Annotated in this window: 13 protein-coding genes; 7 read left to right on the forward strand and 6 right to left on the reverse strand. The window is 54.4% G+C overall.

Annotated features, from left to right (window positions below; genetic code table 11):
* Positions 1–57 precede the first annotated feature (57 nt).
* The 3 genes from R3C20_14025 to R3C20_14035 are packed head-to-tail and all read left to right on the forward strand — an operon-like array spanning position 58 to position 3624.
* Positions 58–1014, forward strand: a complete 957-nt coding sequence (locus tag R3C20_14025; GenBank protein ID MEZ6041619.1) for a proline racemase family protein — start codon at positions 58–60, stop codon at positions 1012–1014.
* Positions 1011–2297, forward strand: a complete 1287-nt coding sequence (locus R3C20_14030; GenBank protein ID MEZ6041620.1) for an FAD-dependent oxidoreductase — start codon at positions 1011–1013, stop codon at positions 2295–2297. The genes R3C20_14025 and R3C20_14030 overlap by 4 nt, the downstream gene beginning before the upstream one ends.
* A 1-nt stretch (position 2298) precedes the next feature.
* Positions 2299–3624, forward strand: a complete 1326-nt coding sequence (locus R3C20_14035) for a hypothetical protein (GenBank protein MEZ6041621.1) — start codon at positions 2299–2301, stop codon at positions 3622–3624.
* 93 nt (positions 3625–3717) lie between these two features.
* Here R3C20_14035 and R3C20_14040 read toward each other — a convergent pair whose 3' ends face one another.
* The 5 genes from R3C20_14040 to R3C20_14060 all read right to left on the reverse strand — a co-directional run bounded on the left by R3C20_14040 (position 3718) and on the right by R3C20_14060 (position 11522).
* Positions 3718–4593 (reverse strand): C1 family peptidase, encoded by an 876-nt coding sequence (locus R3C20_14040; protein MEZ6041622.1) that lies wholly within the window; start codon positions 4591–4593, stop codon positions 3718–3720.
* A 40-nt stretch (positions 4594–4633) separates the two neighbouring features.
* Positions 4634–5560, reverse strand: a complete 927-nt coding sequence (locus tag R3C20_14045; GenBank protein MEZ6041623.1) for a hypothetical protein — start codon at positions 5558–5560, stop codon at positions 4634–4636.
* Positions 5561–5644: 84 nt separating this feature from the next.
* On the reverse strand, positions 5645–8308 hold the full coding sequence (locus R3C20_14050; GenBank protein ID MEZ6041624.1) for a cytochrome c peroxidase: 2664 nt from the start codon (positions 8306–8308) through the stop codon (positions 5645–5647).
* An 86-nt stretch (positions 8309–8394) separates the two neighbouring features.
* Positions 8395–9147, reverse strand: a complete 753-nt coding sequence (locus R3C20_14055) for an SCO family protein (GenBank protein MEZ6041625.1) — start codon at positions 9145–9147, stop codon at positions 8395–8397.
* On the reverse strand, positions 9144–11522 hold the full coding sequence (locus R3C20_14060) for a multicopper oxidase domain-containing protein (protein MEZ6041626.1): 2379 nt from the start codon (positions 11520–11522) through the stop codon (positions 9144–9146). Before R3C20_14060 ends, R3C20_14055 begins: the two co-directional genes overlap by 4 nt.
* Positions 11523–11807: 285 nt before the next feature.
* Between R3C20_14060 and murD the strand changes: the two genes are divergently transcribed.
* The 4 genes from murD (at position 11808) to R3C20_14080 (ending at position 17320) form a co-directional block, all read left to right on the forward strand.
* On the forward strand, positions 11808–13307 hold the full coding sequence (gene murD / locus R3C20_14065; GenBank protein ID MEZ6041627.1) for a UDP-N-acetylmuramoyl-L-alanine--D-glutamate ligase: 1500 nt from the start codon (positions 11808–11810) through the stop codon (positions 13305–13307).
* 23 nt (positions 13308–13330) lie between these two features.
* Positions 13331–14389: a hypothetical protein gene (locus tag R3C20_14070; protein MEZ6041628.1), complete on the forward strand. Its 1059-nt coding sequence runs from the start codon at positions 13331–13333 to the stop codon at positions 14387–14389.
* Between the two features lie 226 nt (positions 14390–14615).
* Entirely contained in the window at positions 14616–16736 is a 2121-nt protein-coding gene (locus tag R3C20_14075; GenBank protein ID MEZ6041629.1) for a prenyltransferase/squalene oxidase repeat-containing protein, read from the forward strand.
* 62 nt (positions 16737–16798) lie between these two features.
* Entirely contained in the window at positions 16799–17320 is a 522-nt protein-coding gene (locus R3C20_14080; protein MEZ6041630.1) for an OsmC family protein, read from the forward strand.
* A gap of 37 nt (positions 17321–17357) precedes the next feature.
* Here the strand turns inward: R3C20_14080 and R3C20_14085 are convergent, their stop codons facing one another.
* The gene (locus tag R3C20_14085; protein MEZ6041631.1) at positions 17358–18626 is read right to left on the reverse strand and encodes a PQQ-binding-like beta-propeller repeat protein; all 1269 of its coding nucleotides are present in this window, start codon (positions 18624–18626) and stop codon (positions 17358–17360) included.
* Between the last annotated feature and the right edge of the window lie 112 nt (positions 18627–18738).

Genomic DNA, 18738 nt, shown 5'->3' on the forward strand with positions numbered 1-18738 from the left:
CGAATGGAGGGTCACTGCTGGTTCGTCGCTGCCCCAGAGAAAAGAAAGCCGTGCTGCGTGCAAAAAATTCGCGTTATCGATTCACACACCGGTGGAGAACCCACGCGGATTATCATTGAAGGAGGTCCGGATCTGGGGCCGGGCTCTCTGGCTGACCAGAGGCAGCGATTTCGTGATCAGTTCGACCATGTTCGTTCCGCAGTGAACAATGAACCTCGAGGATCGGATTTCCTCGTGGGAGGGCTGCTTTGTGAGCCGTCCGCCAGCGACTGTTCTGTCGGCGTCATCTTTTTCAATAACGCAGGCTACATCAACATGTGCGGACACGGCACTATCGGTTTGATGGTGACCCTGAACTGGCTAGGAAAACTGAAACCGGGATCACATCGCATCGATACGCCGGTCGGCGTGGTGACGGCAACCCTTCTGGATGATCACCGAGTCGCACTGCAGAACGTACCTTCGTATCGTTTTCGCAAGGACGTTCCTGTTTTCGTACCGGGGCATGGCGAAATTACCGGAGATATTGCGTGGGGTGGTAACTGGTTCTTTCTTGTCAGCGAACATGGGCAGCAACTGGAACTCAGTCGGGCCTCGCAACTGTCCGATTTCACGTTGCGCATTCGCGCCGCCCTGGAAGCCGGCGGTATCACGGGTGAAGATGGCGGCGTCATTGATCACATTGAATTATTCTCTCCCGTAGAAACAGGAGAGGCCGACAGCCGAAACTTCGTCATGTGCCCGGGTGGAGCCTACGACAGATCTCCGTGCGGAACCGGTACCAGTGCAAAATTAGCCTGCCTTGCTGCAGACGGAAAACTTCAGGCAGGCCAGGTCTGGCGGCAACAAAGTATCGTTGGCAGCATTTTTGAAGGTTCATTTGAACCAGCGAAAGAAGCTGACGTTTCAACAAGACACATCATTCCAACCATCATCGGCTCCGCGTGGGTCACTGGTGATTGCACATTCTTCCTGGATCCATCGGACCCGTTTCGAGCGGGCATACGTTCATGACACACAGCACAAATGACACGTCTTCAAATGTGTCCGGCCAGGCAAAACACACCGTCATCATCGGCGGCGGCATTATCGGCGCGTTCGCAGCCTATTACCTGCGACAAACCGGACGACGGGTCACTATCTGCGAACGAAGTTGGTTTGGATCGGCTGCCTCGCACGGCAATTGCGGCTACGTCAGCCCAAGTCACGTGCTGCCGCTTTGTCGGCCCGGCCAGATTATGAATGGGTTGAAAGGCCTTTTCAGCACTCAAAGAGCGCTACGTATTCAACCACGACTGTCGCCATCATTCTGGTCGTGGATGCTGAAATTCGCTTCTCGCTGTAACGAGCAGGATGCACTGGAAGCCGGAAAGTCTCGCCATGCTCTGCTGCAGTCGGCTGCGTCGCTTTACCGTCAGGTGATTCGAGACGAAAATCTGAACGTGGAATGGACCGAAGATGGTCTGCTGTTTGTTTTTCGCGACCAGCATGAATTCGATCACTATCGATCCATCGACAAATGGCTTTCGGAGAACTTTGGTATTCGGGCCGACGCAATTGAAGGAAGCGAAGCCCTGACATCACTTGAACCGGCCCTGAAGCCAGGACTGGCCGGCGCGTGGCACTACAAGATCGATGCTCACCTGAGACCCGACAAATTGATGAGTGAATTAAAGCGGCTGCTGCTGAAGAATGGTGTGAAAATCGAAGAGCAATGCCCGGTCGACGGATTTGTTATGGACCGCGGCAGAGCGACAGCAGTTCGAACACCAGCAGAGAACATCGCTGCCGATGAATTTGTTGTCTGCACGGGCTCCTGGACTCCATTTCTGAACAAAGAACTGGGATGCAGTATCCCGATCCAGCCCGGCAAAGGCTATTCCATTACGATGGCAAGGCCTGCACGATGTCCGCGATATCCGATGATTCTGGAAGAATGTCATGTCGCGATCACACCATTCCACGAAGGTTATCGAGTCGGAAGCACCATGGAATTTGCAGGTTACGACACCTCGCTCAACCCAAGGCGGCTCAGCTATCTGCGAACTGGCGCATCGCAGTATCTGCACGAACCTACTGCCGAGCCCGTTGAAGAAGAATGGTACGGCTGGCGTCCCATGACATGGGATGGCAAACCTTATATTGATCGTTCGCCCCGATTCGAGAACGTCTGGGTGGCAGCCGGACACAACATGCTGGGCATCTCAATGGGACCTTCAACCGGAAAGCTCATCGCCGAGTTACTTGATGGGACGCCGACTCACATTGACATCTCTCCCTTCAGGATCGGCAGGTAACATGGAAAAAGCCCGGGCTTCGGAGCGACCATACTACCGTCGCGCCTGGTTCTGGGCAGTCATGCCAGTTGCCTTCATCGCGATCAGTCTCGTCATCGCAGGTCTGGTCGCAGGAAATCGACTCGAAAGGCAAATGGCTGAGATTCGGCTGGCAGGATTGCCCATTGGATTCGCCGACCTGGATGAGTTTTATGTCCTCCCCGAAGGCACTGCCGATACGACAACGCTCTGGATTGAAGCGATCAATGTGGCGGCGGCGATCAGACTGGACGACACAACTCGAACGCTGCCATTCATCGGGGAAGGCGATTTGCCACGCGCGAACGAGGACTGGGACCAGATAGAACTGGCTCAACAGTTCCTCAAAACGCACGAGGCAGCGTTACGCATCATTCATCAAGCGGCCGACGCCGGTGGAGCCGCACGGTTTCCCGTTCAACTGTCCGCCGGTCCGAATGCCGTTCTTTCTTCGGCGTTCGAATCCAGGCAGGTTGCACGTCTGCTACAGCTGGAAGCTGCTGTATTTGCACGTACAAACAGGCATGACCGTGCATTGAAATCGACTCTTGCAATTCACGCTGTGTCCAGCGCACTTCAGGCGGAGCCGGTCCTATTGACTCACCTGATGCGAATAGCGATCTCCGCCATGGCCAGTAATCAGGCCGTTGAACTGGCACAGCAAGGTCACTGGAACGACTCACAGCTCGCACAACTTCAACGAGCAGCAGATATCGATTTTCTGAAAGAACTGAAACGAGCCCTTTGCACCGAACGCGCGTTTTCAGTTTCCATCGTTCAGTCCGCGGGCCTCGGCCCCCTCGGACGTTCCAATGCGTCAACCTACCTGCAGCTCAGTAAGCCCGTCATCGATGCGACGGACCAGGGCTGGGATCAGACAATTGCTGCAGCGGCGGAACAGGCTGCAGAGATAAGAAGACTTTCAACCAATCGCTCCATGTCCAGGTGGTTCAACCTGAGCGCATCCATGTTAATTCCCGGTGCCAATGAAGCCGTGAGCACTGTTGCCAGAAATGTCGCTATGCAGCGCGCGGCCATTCTGGCACTTGCCGCAATACGTTATCAAAAAGCCAGACAAGTACCGCCCACAACGATCGCCGAATTAACCTCTCTTATTCCCGAACTGGCTAACGCAGGCGACGTCTCGATCGACCCCTTCACTAACCAGCCATTCCGTCTGCGCTGGGATGATTCCCAACTGACGATTTACAGCCTCGGCCCAAACCAAACAGACGATCAGGGATCCGTTCAAATGAAAGAGGCTCCCATCGTACCGCTGGATATTGGCTACAGCATCTTGTGTCCCTGAATCGGCACGCCCCGGTATTCTCTGGGCTGAATTGTCAGCGTCTGGATCCGGCACGTCCCGAATCAGGTTCAAAGCCAAAAAACAGCGAGTGATTTACACGGAGAATTCGCCGGTATCGATCCATTCGTTGTCGAGAAGAGACCACCAGTCATCGGCCAACCCCTTGTAAACATACTCGTACGGCAACCAGCCATAGCCGCTTTCACCCCAACCTGTGCCCCACGAATTTCTGATCAGGAAAGCACCGGTCGTTGATTCATTGTTGTTGGGATTTGTAATGACTTTGTCATCATCGTATCCCACAGCGCAAACCGCGTGACCACCCTCGATACCTTCGGTTGCCGCAGGAAAAGGGATACATCCTGTGTTCTGGACGTCGTGATCGTAGATGGAGGAATAGACAGTAAACCCGAACATTGCCGGAAGTCCGCCCGCCAGATTCGCCCACAAACGATTCATGATGTCATCAGGCGTCGATCCTGGTGGGTCCAGTCGATAGTACTGAATGGCCTGATAATTTTGGGCGAATGCGTAGCAGAAGGCAGTCGGTTCTTTTTCAAAATCTTCAATGATGTAAGGCCAGTTTTTTTCGGGTGGCACTCCAAACAGTACCAGAGCCTTCATCGTATCCCGAAGGAAGGCCCCCGTGTCCCCGGTCCAGCCGAGCAGGTTTCGTGTCACTTTATAAAGAAACAGGCGGGAGGCATCGATATGCTTTCCGAAAGCTCGCCGCTGAAAGTATTCCACCAACGCTACGCCGGCATTCGCCGTGCAGGAGCCGAGTGATTTCTGGTCCTCAATCGGCGAACACCATTGCCGCAAGTCAACAGACGCTGGAAGCGTCGATGACACCGGATCAGCAACTCCCACCTTCTTCAGCAGCCCATGGATGGTATTTGTCTGTTCGGTATAGTCCCGGAAATCGGGTAAATCCGGCAGCCAACCCATCTTGATATCAGAACGCGGCATTTCTCACTCCCTGGTCCAAAGGAAACGTTATTCAGGAAACTCACTCTTCACGTACTTCTGCATCAATCTGGTCAGAGGCCAGATTCGCACCGGCACTCAGGTTGACGGCTTTGATGATTCGTGGCGCTCGACCATACACAGGATGCGTTGAGGGATCCGTCGCTCCATTGAATGACCACTTCGCGAAGCCGGGCGTATCAGCAACAATTCTTGCCTGAACCGTTGCAATCAGGGCTTCAACGCCATTGTCGACGCGATAGATTCCGATCGTTTGTCTCGTCGTGCCCGGCGTAACGTGGGCAGTCGTGACCGCTCCTCGCACAGTCACGTCGTCTCCCCTGTCTGCGCGACGTTCTCGGGTTTGTGCCCGCAACACAGACACCTGAGGATCCGGATTCGCAAGTGTTGCCGGGCCATCAATTTCGACCAGGAAAGTCTGGAAGTCCGTACCATCGTAGTACCCTTCGACTGCTACGGGAGTAGCAACCGGAATGGACTCACGTTTGACCTCGAACCCGAATTCATTTTGAACGGCTTTCAGAGGAATTCGAGGGTCGTTCAGGTATTTGATCTGAACACCGTTGACCTTAAGCTCCCCGGCATTGTTTTCTGTGACGACACCCAGAATGACATTCTCAGACGGCTCGACAAACACCGTTGCCGCAGTCACGTTGCCGGTCATGGGATCAACCGTACCTGTGACCGTAGCCGTGCCTCCTTCAAAGCCTTGTTGGGTACGGCCAGGAAGCGATGCCGTGTCCTTCAGCTGATCGATGGTCAGCGTCGCCGACGGCGATTCAATCCTGGTGTTGCCGTCAACAATGACTCGCATGCCCATAACCGACAATTCGGCGGTTGTTGGGTCAACAGACTTCAGGGGACCCTCCAGTTCAGCATCCTGTGCAGTCAATACACCGGAACGGATCAGCGACAAACAGAATACAAGACCCATGACAATTCTGGTCATTTAACTTCCCTCGAAGGAAATTACATAGAATCATGTGACCGGGGAGACTCAGTCGCCCTCAAACATCCACGCAACACTTCTGGATTAAAACTGGTCGGCCGCCTTCATGAAGCTCTCGGGGGTGCGACCACTCGATTCTTCGACAGCAGCATCAACAGGTACTTTCAGTGAAGGATGATCGAACGGAGCCACTGAATCTTTCACACGCTGGTCTGTCAGAGCGTTCAAAAATGCAACAAGGGCCCCTCGAAGGGACTGAGGAACATCTGTTTCCGCCGGTTCTCCGGCCACGACCCTCAATGCCGGATGCAGATTATTGTTAGTCGGTTCTTCGAGTCCGGCTTGTTCATAATGATCCAGCACACCGTCAAGCGTTGTTTCGTCTCCCGTGTGGAAATACGGAGCCGTCAAAGCGACGTTGCGCATTGTGGGAGTCTTGAAAGATCCAATCACGCTGGACCAGCGATCATTGTGACGGCGAGCCAGCGAATGAGTCAGGTAGGGACTCCGCAAAATCAAATCCGTCACCAGCCCCTGACCAAATCGCTGCGAAATACTCAACAAGGCCCCCTGCGAATTGGTTGACAGATCAATTCGAACATCGCCTGCGACGCCTGGATCAAAATCTTCTGCAGCGGGGTCATCGGATGTCACTCCAATGTTGTAGAAACCACTATCATAAAAACGCGGGGCCATGTCCGCCCGGAACAGCATCCGCTCAATACGAGCATCGATGCCAGGTTGCCCGGCCATCAGCCAGTTGGCGAATTCATTTTGCTCAGTTTCGGCATTTACCGCATCCAGTGGTCCCTCAAACTCCAGAATCGGGCCGTAGACAGTCGCCAGTGTCGCCCCCGCAAACTCCGGTGCACGATGACAATCTGCACATGCATGCCCCTGGAAGACTCCCAGCCCCTTCATGATTTCCTGAATACGGACGCGCTCAGCGTGCGTGATTCCCTCGGGATACAACGATTCGCCCTTTCGTCGCAAGTCCATCAATCGATCAAACTCCGAGTCTGAAGAGACGAGTTCCTGCTGGTACAGCATCAGAGCAACACCCCAGAAAAGGCTGAAATTCATTTCCGTCTGTCGAAGGAACGGTCGCTTTCCCGTAAGTGAATCTCCTTCCTGCACTCTCAACTTTTGTCCATGAACATCCGCGGCCCACCATTTCCGGCGGAATGCTTTCCGGATGAGTTCCTCGTAAGTGACAGACAGCCCCGTTCCATCTTTGGCCACATAGGCATGCAGATGGCTGTCGGACTTACTGACCTCCTGATTCTTCAGCGGATAACGACCGAGCAGCTTTTTCGCGACATGATGGTACTGTCTTCCGAACCACGACATTTCGGCAGCCGACAACAATGGTCCAGTCGCCTGAGATGCCAGCGCGGCATCCGGAATTCGAATCAGGACTCGTCTCCAGCGACCACCCTGATACGTCCATTTGCCGTAGCCGTCTCGTCCCGCTTCATCTCCGAGGTGATCGTAGCCGTTAAAAACATTTGCCGCTCGACCATCGTGAAACAGTCGATCGTTCATAGCCGCATTTACTACTGTCGGAGCATTGGCAAGTCGTTCTTCACGCTTGCGGAAGGTCCCCTGTTCCGGTTTCGCTGTCGAGCCGACGGTGGGTTCCGATGCAGGCGCACGGACAGACTGCGACTTCAGCCCCGCTTCCACTTCCTCCTTAAACGGAGAGAACGCACGGCTGAGATTCCTGGCGGCACGTAACTGATCCGGATTCAGGCCCTGGATCAAACGTGTACGCAGTTGTTCCTTCTTCTCTTCACTTTGTGAATTCAGTCCCTCGTCAGCCGCAGCGATTTGCACAGCACCGGTTGATGTCCGCTCGACCATCTTTGCAAATTCAAGAGCGCTGATAACAAGCTCAATGATTGTTTCCTGCTGCCGGGACGGCGTCGTACCCGCATCCTGAGATTTACTGATACGATCCCAGGCACTGACAACCGCTGCGTCGCTGGTAGTCAACTTACAAACTTCAATAGCTTTTCTTGCCGTCGACAGATTCTCCGGGGATGCAAGCAGCCGCTCCATACCCTGCACGGCCAGTTTCGCCAGCAGGTCATCAAAGTTCGTCATATGTTGCCATCGATTCCGGTAGACGATTACGTAGAGTTCGTCTGCGAGATCTGCGCTGTCCTCAGTGCCGAATTCATCCGCGGCAGCATCGTTAGTCATCATTCGACGCGCAACGCCCATCGAAGCTCCTCGACCATCAGCACCGGCCCTGAAATGGCAAGACGCGCACGCGGTCTGACCATCACTTCCCACCTGCATGTCCCAGAAGAACGCTTTTCCAAGGGCAATGGCGGCGTTTCGATCCTGAATAAGCTCTGACAAATCCGTCACAATGGCATTGGCGTTGACTTCGCTTTTTCGCTTCAACCGCTGAGGGGTCGATACGGGCTCCCGTTCCAGCATGGCCTTCCGCATTTCAGCGGCTTTCCGCCGTGTCCCGGAAAAATCCATTTCCAGGTCCTGCAAAGCCACGCGTTCACAACCTTCGCTATGCATTCCGCCATGAGGAATCATGAGCCAGGGTTTGGGTTGCGGGGATGGTGGGCAAAGCTGCCTGCGATCGCCATCTGTCAGAGGTGGTGACGGCTCCAGGGATAAGTCAACCACACCGGGAGTGACGGGCGGTACAGGATCCTCGGCAGTCGTGAATGCAATCGAGAACGCCAGCAGGCATATGCTGACGAAGAGTGAAACGTGTTTCATCTGGTGAGTCTCCGCAGTTGCGGGAAGGAACAATAACCAAGCGAAGAACCGAGGATCTTTTCCACTGAATCAGAACGTGATCTGATTTACGCGGGTGTCTGACGTGGCCGCGGTAACCAGGCGTAGCGATGTTCAGAACTCGTACCCAGAAACCGGACAATGCCCGCAAGGGTCTGATCGAAATCAAGGCCCACTGGAAAGGTACACCAGCGATTTGTGCGATCATTGCCAAACGTAAACAGGCCGGCATGCTGTGTTCGATCGGCATCCAGGACCGGGTCGGGATCGGTGTATCCAAAACCAACCCGGACTGCCTCAACGTCTTCCGGTGAACCTGTCAGAAAGTACCACGAAGCCAGACCTGTCTGCTGCGCGTTGAATTCATCTTCTGCATCACGCAGGCCGGCATAGCGCTTCAATTCGGCCGGCGTATCCACCAGCGGATCCAGCGTCACACTAATGAGACAGATATCCTCCCCAAACTGATCCGCCAGTGGTCTGCGAAGCCGCTGAAACAGAGCGCTGGTCAGCGGGCAGATTCCGTTGCAGTGTGTGTAGAAGAAGCTGACAAGAACTCGTTTGTTCTGAATCAGATCCGATACCAGCCGTACAGATCTTCCGCTCTGAGTCTGCAATGTCACGTCCGGCAGATGATCGGAGTAACGTGCTCCGGGCGTAAGAACCTGAGCCCTGTCGCCATTCACAGCGTCGTTTCGAGCAGAATCGCCCCCCGGAGCAGACACGGATCGAAACTGGTTCCATGCCACCGCAGCAGCAGCTGTTGCTCCGACGCCAAACAATGCGCGACGACGTGCCGGAGATGCTTGTTGATCATTCATGCCAGTTCTCCCTTCGTTTTTTCGCAACAGTGTTCTTCACCCGTCGGATCCCTGAAGAACCAGTAGTCATGTCGCACCTGTAGTTGTTCGTCGGGAAAACCAAGGCCCTGCCGTGGATCCATTTGATACATCATGCGCATGTCTTCGTGATCCAGATTGTGACAGTGGAACACAAACGGCCCTTCAAACGTACGAAATCGCATCAGAATGTGGACTTCTGTGTTAGGTCCAAGCACGGTGGTATCGTGCTTGATGTTCAGATTCCAGACGGAAGCATCGAAGTCGTGAGCGTTCGCATCGTGGCGCCGCTCGGCGAGAACCTGCGGATTGAAACTCCGTTCCCATGCAAGGATTTCCTTTTCCAGATCCAATGGCTCTGGCCCGTCCAGGAGATCGGGATCAAATTCTTTAGGGTTGTAACCTTCTCGGCACAGAGAGATTCGTTCTCCGCGATGGTTTTTCGCGCGCACATACAACTGCTGGTGCGATTCCAGATGAATATGAATGGGGTGCCACCAGCCGCCGCTGCGATTCCGCAGAATCCACAACTCCGTGCTCCAGAGCTGTGGTACGATGTTGGCGATACACGCATCGTAGAAGCGTTTATTGATCTGCCATGCACCGCGTCCGCGTTCGAAGTTGAGCTCTCGAACAAAAATGTCTTCTCGTCTGGGAACTTCCAGCTTGTGGTGGTACCGCAGAATGGAGGGCGCTTCCATTTTCTTCTGCTGCGGTCCGGGATCGACCATCGAATCCGGCCATGTGGCCTGGTCGTTTGCGTCATCTTTCACGATGAACTTCATCAGGAAAAGCGGAGCAGCTCGGTCGTCTCTGATCTCGTCGGCCATGCCGCGCGGAAAGTTGTTGACGGTTTGCTCATTGTCCCCATGCCCCGGCCCCCGGCCATCCTTCTGGTTCAGCGTACTGACAAGCATGACCTCATATGACCCGTCGGACTTCGCAAACTCCGCAAAATCGGCGTTAATTTGAAGCTGTTCAAAATCCATGCAAACGTCGGCTCGAGCCGCCATGCCGATGAAGACGGAACTCTGATCAAGAGGCCTTTCAAAAAGCCAGCTGTCTTTTCCAAAACGCAGAAAGGCAAGACGTCTTGCCTGCCGTGTCACCGGGTGAATGACCCACCATTCCAGGTTATAGAATCGTGCCAGTGATGCATTCAGCATCCGCATCCAGTAAGTATCGAACTTCACCTCCTGATACGGATATGCGACACCATTCACAACGTGGACATTGCCGAGCGTGCCATTGTGATCGAACGGATCAAAGTGAATGCGAGCTTCTCCAAAGAAGTTGCCCTCCTTCAGCTTTTCCTTCACTGCGGGCTGAATCTGATCACTCTGCGTAATTGGGCAAAGACACAGGTCCTTGAACACCAGTGGAATCTGCTTTTGGGGCAGATAATCTCGCCAGCCGGTCGGCCCTGTTACATCATCCTCACCTTTACCCGGTATCGGAGCGTCTTCCAGAAAGAAATATCCAGCGAGGCCCAGGAGCGCGTTGTGTGCGGTAATGTCTTCGGCGTGGTCGTGATACCACATCGTGTTCTGGATTTCACCGAAATCCCACTCATTCTGTGGAGTCCATGTCCATGATCCGGATCCATCACTGGCCTGCTGAACCTTCTTCGGAACGGGATTTGGATAGTAGTAATCACGAACCCCCACCGCATGGGGTTTCGGATCGTCCGCCATGCTTTGCGGTTCGACCATAAAGTTCGGATGACCGTCGGCATGGGCGACAATATGCCCGCCATGCTGATGCATCGACACATCCAGCATCAGAGACGGATCAATCTCGTTGTGCAGACGCACAACCAGAGGATGCCCGGCCCTTGCTTTGATCGTCGGGCCGGGAGTGCTGAAGTGTTCTGCAACGAGATTCCCTCCGGCGTCCCTTTCCTTGAAGCCATAGCACAGGATTCTTGTCAGCCATCCTGGAATGACCTCTGCCACGATCGCCTTTGTATACAGTTCCGCAAACTGCAGCGGAACAGGTGAACCCGCTTCTTCGCTGCGGTAGATATCCTGAGGGCGCGGCGTTTCATGCCCCGGAGCCCGTAAATCTTCACGGGTGATATCCGTCAAATGTCCGTGATGCCACAAGAATTCCGGAGCGATCTGCTGTGATCCACCACCAAGTTGCGGATTCTGAACGTCACCTTTCTGCGTGACAACCCGGGTTGGAACCGTTCGGGGAACAGCAAGTGGAGTCGTCCATTTGTCAATGTCCGCCTCCGTCAATTTATTGTGAATCTGGTCGCAACGCCGATAGCCTTCAGCTCTTGCAACTTCAGAGACCGTTGAAGTACCAGCCGCGGCAATTCCCGTGGCCCTCAGGAATGCTCTTCGATCCATTTGATTCTCCATGACGTGTGTTCGCAGCATCCTGTTGTCTGATTAGACTCCAGATCCACACGGTCTCCGGGAACAACTCAGCATTTGCGGAGAAGTGACTCGGGAATGCGATGCGAACAGAATGCAGAGATGCTATCCACGCTGAGTGATACTACGTAAGCAATAATCCACACGCAAGCATAATCATAAAAACACCTCCAGGGCAGACTTGCAACTCAACTCCGATATCAGGCACGCGGTTGACCAGGACGCCGGAGCCGGCCAGTCTTCTTAAAAAGTCACCATATGAAAAAGCAGGTTCAGGCGAATGCCATTCCGTTCATGCACCCGGGCTTACGTGTCACGATCATGGGCCTGGGTGCATTCGGCGGGGGCGTGGCGGCTGCCAGATATCTCTGCCTTCACGGATGCCGTGTTTCGATTACGGACCTGCGTCAGGAAAGCGAATTACAACAATCCATTGATTCACTTGCCGATGTCCCGATCGAACAAATGGCCTTCGGAGAACATCCGCAGGCGTTCTTCGACGACTGCGATCTGCTTGTCGTGAATCCGGCTGTCAAGCCGGACAATGCTCTGGTGCAGCGATCTGTTAGCCGAGGAGCCACGATCACCACGGAGATCGAGCTCTTTCTGCAGCAAAATCCTGCCCGAGTCATTGCGGTTACAGGAACGAATGGAAAGTCCACGACATCAGCTTTAATTCATCGAATTCTGCAGGGCCACTTTCAGCAGGAATCTGCCGCAACCCGTTCCACTGATGTGCCTCATGTCTGGCTGGGGGGTAACATCGGCGTCAGTCTGCTACCCGAACTGCCTCATATTCGTGAGCGTGACTGGGTGATTCTTGAACTGAGCAGTTTTCAGCTGGAACAACTGCGTAAGAATCGTTTCCGCCCTGACATCGCCGTGATTACAAACTTCAGTCCCAACCATCTGGACTGGCACGAAACGATGGAAGCGTACCATGCTGCGAAGCAGGGCCTTCTGGACGCCCAGCGCGGCGACGACATCGCCATTGTCCCGGATGACTTTAACGAGGACGCTCAGTGCGTTCCGCCATGGCGAGTCCGGGCGAAACGATTTACTTTTGGCCTGACAGACACCAGTGAAGACGGCGCCTTTCTTCAGGATGGAATGTTGATTCTGCGGCAATCCAGCGGAACTTCGGGCACGACGATGGAAGACAGCGTGCGATTTCAGATGCCGCCTCAGCTACCGGGGCGTCACAACGAGCAAAACGTTGCGGCCGCATGCGCGGCCGCGTGGCTGGCTGGAGCCAATTCCGCATTCTTCAGCAGAGCTATTCACACTTTCCAGCCGCTGCCTCATCGCCTGCAACTTGTCGCAGTACGAAACGAGAGACGTTTCTACAACGATTCCATCGCAACAACGCCCGAATCTGCCATACAGGCTCTGAGAGTGTTTTCCGGACGCGTAATCCTGCTGGCCGGTGGCTACGACAAGAAACAGGATCTCCGGACACTGGCCGCAGAGATAGCGTCAAGGGCAGCCGTTGTCGTCCTGATGGGCCAGACCGCGCCGATACTGCAGGCATTAATTGAAGACCAAATCACAAGATGCGCAAGACAGGACACGCTGAAGATTCGAACAGGTGCAGACTTCCAGGACTCCTTCGCCAAGGCAGTTGAACTGAGTGGGCCAGGCGATATCGTGCTCCTTTCACCGGGCTGCGCAAGTTACGGATGGTTTCGCGATTACCGCGACCGCGGTGACCAATTCATTGCACTCGCCAATACATGGCATGCAAATGACAACAGTTGATCAATTCACAACGGATTCAGCACATGCAGTTATTACAGAACACAACGGAAACACACATCACTCGGAAAAAAAGACACGCACAGACCGGCGAGCGTGAATCGTCTCTTCCATTCATCGGCATGACCGGACTGCTGATCATCGTGACGGCCATTGGGTGTGGTAGCAATTCCAAAGAGACCGCCAGAACGGCCGCACCGCCGGTCATGCCTGCAGACGACAGCACCACCTACCAGATTACTCCTTCGGAATTGAGGGCCAATCTGAAGGCCAATGAGCGAGCCAAATTCACACTGGCAGGCAATAGTATTGTTCGTGCCGAATTGTTTCAGTCCGGTATACGCTCCATCGAGCCGCTCAGAGGGATCCCTCTGGAGTTTCTGGACCTGGGCATGACAGACGTGTCTGACATTTCGCCGCTGGAAGGCATGCCACTCAAAGAACTCGTCCTGGAGAATACTCCGGTCGCTGATATTTCTGTGCTAAAGGGAATGCAGCTGGAGGTTGTCAAACTTCAGAACACGAAGATCACGGATCTCACGGTATTACACGGAATGCCAATCCGGCAACTCAATCTGCTGGGCCTGGAGGTCAATGATCTGAGCCCGTTTCATGATATGCCGCTGGAGACTCTGTGGGCTCCGCGGACAAAGATCGCGGATCTGTCACCACTCGCGGGCATGAAACTCCAGAGCCTCGATATTCAGGCCACAGATGTTCGTTCGCTGGAACCTCTTGCCGCCATGACGACTCTCAGGAGACTGAACATCGCCGACACTCCTGTCACCGATCTCACTCCACTGAAAGACCTGAAACTGGAACGACTGACGTTTAGCCCCGAGCGCATCACCGCAGGAATCGATGTGATTCGGAATATGCCTTCATTGGCCGAACTACAACCAACGGTGGAAACACCCATCAAGGCCGCAGACTTCTGGCAACGCTACGATCTGGGTGTCTGGCAACCGGTCACAGAACTCCTTCCGTCTGAAAATTCCGATGCTGCCGGAAACTCGAGTGCCGACAGCCCCAAAGAAAGCCCCCCGGGCAACGAAGAGAACACCCGGACTCCCGAAGAAAAATAGAGGGTGGGTGAATCATCTTTCCATCTTGTGCTTGCGAGTATAATCCCCACTGGTAGACTAAGGAACCTGCCCAGGTGGCGGAGAAATATTGATGCTGACAGAGGTCACTTCGAGACACCAATGGCAGCGGAATTTGTTCGAATCCCATACCCTCGGAAAATCGCGACAATTTCTGCTGCTGCGGGTTTTGAAATGACTTGTGCCCATGCTTGTCGTGAGCTGCAAGATGAACCAGAAACGGCGAAGTGATTTACACGCGGAATCACAAACAAGAACACCCTCGGCATCTCCCGACGAGTTCGCAGCGAGACTGCGAGGCCAGGCTCAGGAGGCACTGACAGCATCGGTCCACCACGCGTCTCTTTCGCAGCAATATCTGGCACTGTCACAAAAATTTGCCGCATTGGCTGAACAAGCCGGCCGCGGCAAAATTCTGAACGGACAAGTGGATGTCGCAGCCCGTCTGGTAGCGGAGGCCAATACCGGTCTGCCAGCACCGCCAATTGGAATTGAGCAGACCGCAGTGTGCCGTGAACCGGAATCCAGGAAGAATGCCCCTGGTCCGCTGGAGACCAAAACGCTGGTCCAGCCGGATACACCCTCCGTCGGACTTGAGCAACTCCCGACCGACGGCATAGAACAACGATCGGCTCGTTCCACCCAATTGCCCAAACGGTCTCGCAGAAAACCAAAACGCGTACGTGAGCTTGCTGAACAAATCCGGCTGATGGCCCCCCAGCTGATGGATCGCATCCGAATTCGCGCAAAGAAGTCGGATCTGAAACCACGACAACGAACAGCCGTCGAAGAGATCCGGAAAACACAGGGATCTGCATTCGCCAGTCTGGCACTGCTTCTGGTGACGATCGTCGCACTCAGTTGCCTTCGACTGACCGTCGACGCTGAAGAACAGCCACTGCCAATCATAGCATCGTTTGCCGAAGAGGTTGTTGAGTCGGACGCGGAGCCACAACCGATCGAACCGCCGGAAGAAGAAACAGGCGAGCAACAAATGGCCGAGGCTGAGGAACCAGAAGCCGAAGAATCGGAGCCTGAACCGGAAGAGGAAATGGCCGAAGAGGCTGAACCCGTCGAGACACCGGAGCCCCTGGTCCCCGAAGAGGCAACGAGCGAACCGGAGATGCCCGTCGATCCCGATTCGAACTCCGCCGACCTACCCATGACCGATACGGCCGAGGAATCAACCACCCTAGCGACGGCGACGGCAGAATCTTCCGCAGAAGCATCCAGCGCTGTCGACAATCGCAGTGAAGCGGGTCGAAAGATGATGCTGCAGAAATACGGAGGATCAGCTGCCAGTGAATCCGCCGTCGGGCATGCCCTGGAGTGGATCGCTTCGTGTCAGCGCCGGGATGGCAGCTGGGACTTTATCGATATCGGTCCATGCACAAATCCCGGGACCGTTAACAATCCGATAGGGGGCACGGCCTACGCACTGCTGCCATTTCTGGCTGCTGGACACACTCATCGGGATAAGAATTCCCGGTACAGGCGGCAGGTTGAAGCAGGATTAAACTACCTGAGCAGTGTCGGCATTCGAACACCAGCTGGTTATGATCTGCGTGGTGTGCTGAATAAAGGTGACAAAGATGATCAGCCGAACGAAGCCTATTACGTTCACGGAGCGGCGACGCTGGCCGTCTGTGAAGCCTACGGAATGACCAATGACCGCCGACTGAAACCGGTGGCCGAAGGCGCGGTGCTGTTTCTGCTGAATTCACAGGACCCTCGCGGTGGCGGATGGAGATATGTCCCGCAACAGGCAGGCTCCACATCCGTAACGGCCATTCAGGTGATGGCTCTCATGGCGGCAAAGAAAGCGGGCATCAAAGTGCCGGAGGCATCTCTGCAGAAAATCATGCACTACCTGGATACCGTACAGGTCGATGGTGAAGGGCGCTATGGATATGAAGTCGAGAAAAAATCCTATCAGGCCTCTATTACCGCCATGGCCCTTCTGTGCCGCATGTATCTTGGCTGGCGGCGGGCTGATGGCGACATGAAGGACGGAATCGCACTTCTGGACAAACGCGGCCCATATGACAATCTCTACTACAATTACTTCGCCACTCAAGTTATGCGAAACTGGGGTGGCGAAGAATGGAATCGCTGGAATGAACGATTGCGTGACGACCTGATCGCATGGCAGATAACCGAAGGGGAGGCCAAAGGCAGCTGGTCACCTCGAGACCGAAGCGACTACAGTAAATCAGGCGGAAGACTGCTGACAACATGTCTGGCGACGCTCACGCTGCAGGTTTACTATCGATATCATCCGGTATTTCCCGACACAGACACAGTCCACACAGACACAGTCCACCAATGATTGGTGAATCCTTGTGTCATCGTCATCTTCCAGAAACCTCAGTTGCAAAGAATCGCGCCGCGATGGACCGAGAGACCCTAAGAAATCTTCAGGCACCTCTGAAGGCGCTGTATCAGGAACAGCCGGAAAAGGCAGTCGCCCTGCTTCACGCCACAGGTGATGTCGATGTTGCGTCGATCACCTGCCGACTGACACCACCACCATCATGCGACGGTATGACCGTTGCCGGGCTGCACCCGATGACTGGTGGCGACGGTACCACCGCGTGTTCAGGCGATATGTTGCTGCAATCCCTCGTATCCTGCGCCGGTGTGACGCTGGCAGCTGTTTCCACCGCCATGGAATTGCCGCTCAGGTCTGCCCACATCGAAGCCGTCGGCAGAATGGACTTCCGGGGAACACTTGGCGTGAGCCGTGAGGCGCCAGTCGGCCTGTTTGAAATTGAATTGCTCTTTCAACTGACCGGCGATCTGAGCGTTGAACAGGCGGATAAGCTGATTCAACTGGCTGAGCGCTACTGCGTCGTGCTTCAGACGTTAAAAAATGCCGCGAAGATTTCTTCACGGCATAAATTGAATTCCTGATCAGTCGCGAATCAGAGTCATTCGCCGCACCCTCGCATTACTTCCGGCCGACGGCAATCAGTTGACCGATTGTTCGCACATAAAGTCGATTGTTGGCAATGGCGGGCGTCGACCAGCTTTCTTCTCCCAGTTCATTCTTTGCCAGCAACTTGTATTCGTCTGAGGCAGCAAATACCCAAACGGTACCTTTTTCGTCGGCACAGTAAATGCAGTCTCGTGTTCGAACGGGTGAGCCGGAAAACTGAGCATTCGTTCGTTCCATCCACAGAATATCGCCGGACTTTGCATTGATGCAGCTTGCAAAGCCGCGATCATAGAGGCAAAACAGCAGTTCATCCTTCGCGATCAGGCATGGAACATAGGGTGCCTTAAACTGATTGCTGTTCTGTAGTTTGTAGACAAGTGATGCCTCCGGCCCCGGTTGAATCGCAACGATGTAGTTTCCGGAATAGGCTCCGGAACCATTGCTGCCAAACAGAAGCCCCCCGGCTTCAACGGGCGAAGAAACGGTCCGCATGGCAAACAGCTTCTCGTTGTACGACCAGTTTTCGTTGCCTGTCAGCGGATCCAGGCTGAAGACACCGTTTCCTGTGCTGGTGCAAACCAGCTGATCCGGTCCTCCATCCGGTGGTGAATAAATCATCGGAACCGAATAGCAAACGTTCACGGATTCCAGATCCTTCTTCCAGACCAGTTCGCCTGTTTTCCGGTTGAATGCCATCATTCGGCTTTCTCCGGGCTTCTCACCTTCCTTCAGCTGATTCGCCTGCTGCGAATTGTGCAGGATCAGCAGATCTCGGTAGACGACAGGTGAAGTTCCAAAACCATGCTGACTTTGCCATGAGCCCAGGTCCCTGGTCCAGACTTCCTGACCATCATGCGTCACGGCGGTCAGAGTTGTCTGCTCGGGCGTCGACCAGGCGACGTAAACGCGCTCTTCGTCAACTGATGGCGTACAGGATGCGTAACTGCTTCGTGTATGCAGATGATGTGGCTGCGACGCGTACTCTTTTTGCCAGACAATGCCGCCCTTCATTGCGTCTACGCAAACCAGATAACGAGTTGCCGTTTCGGGATCGGCACTCAGCAGAAAAACCTTGTCTGCCCAGACCACAGGAGAGCCAGCTCCACTGCCACCCGGCAATTGGGTGCGAAACAAGATGTTCTCGTCCTTCCATTCAACAGGAAGGTCAGCCGCTTCATTCACACCTGTGCCATTTGGACCTCGAAACCGTGTCCATTCAGAAGCAAAGGTAACAGTCGAACTCAGGATCGAAGCGGCAACGATCAGACGGGACAGGAACATGAAGGAAACTCCGGCTAGAGTGGGCAGGACATTCAGCAGCCGATGCAGTTTCCTCGAACCCGGAACGATGTCAAATGTTTGACGACGAAACCCGTGGGTTCATGCGGCCTGA

Source organism: Planctomycetaceae bacterium (assembly GCA_041398825.1).
Taxonomy (GTDB): domain Bacteria; phylum Planctomycetota; class Planctomycetia; order Planctomycetales; family Planctomycetaceae; genus F1-80-MAGs062.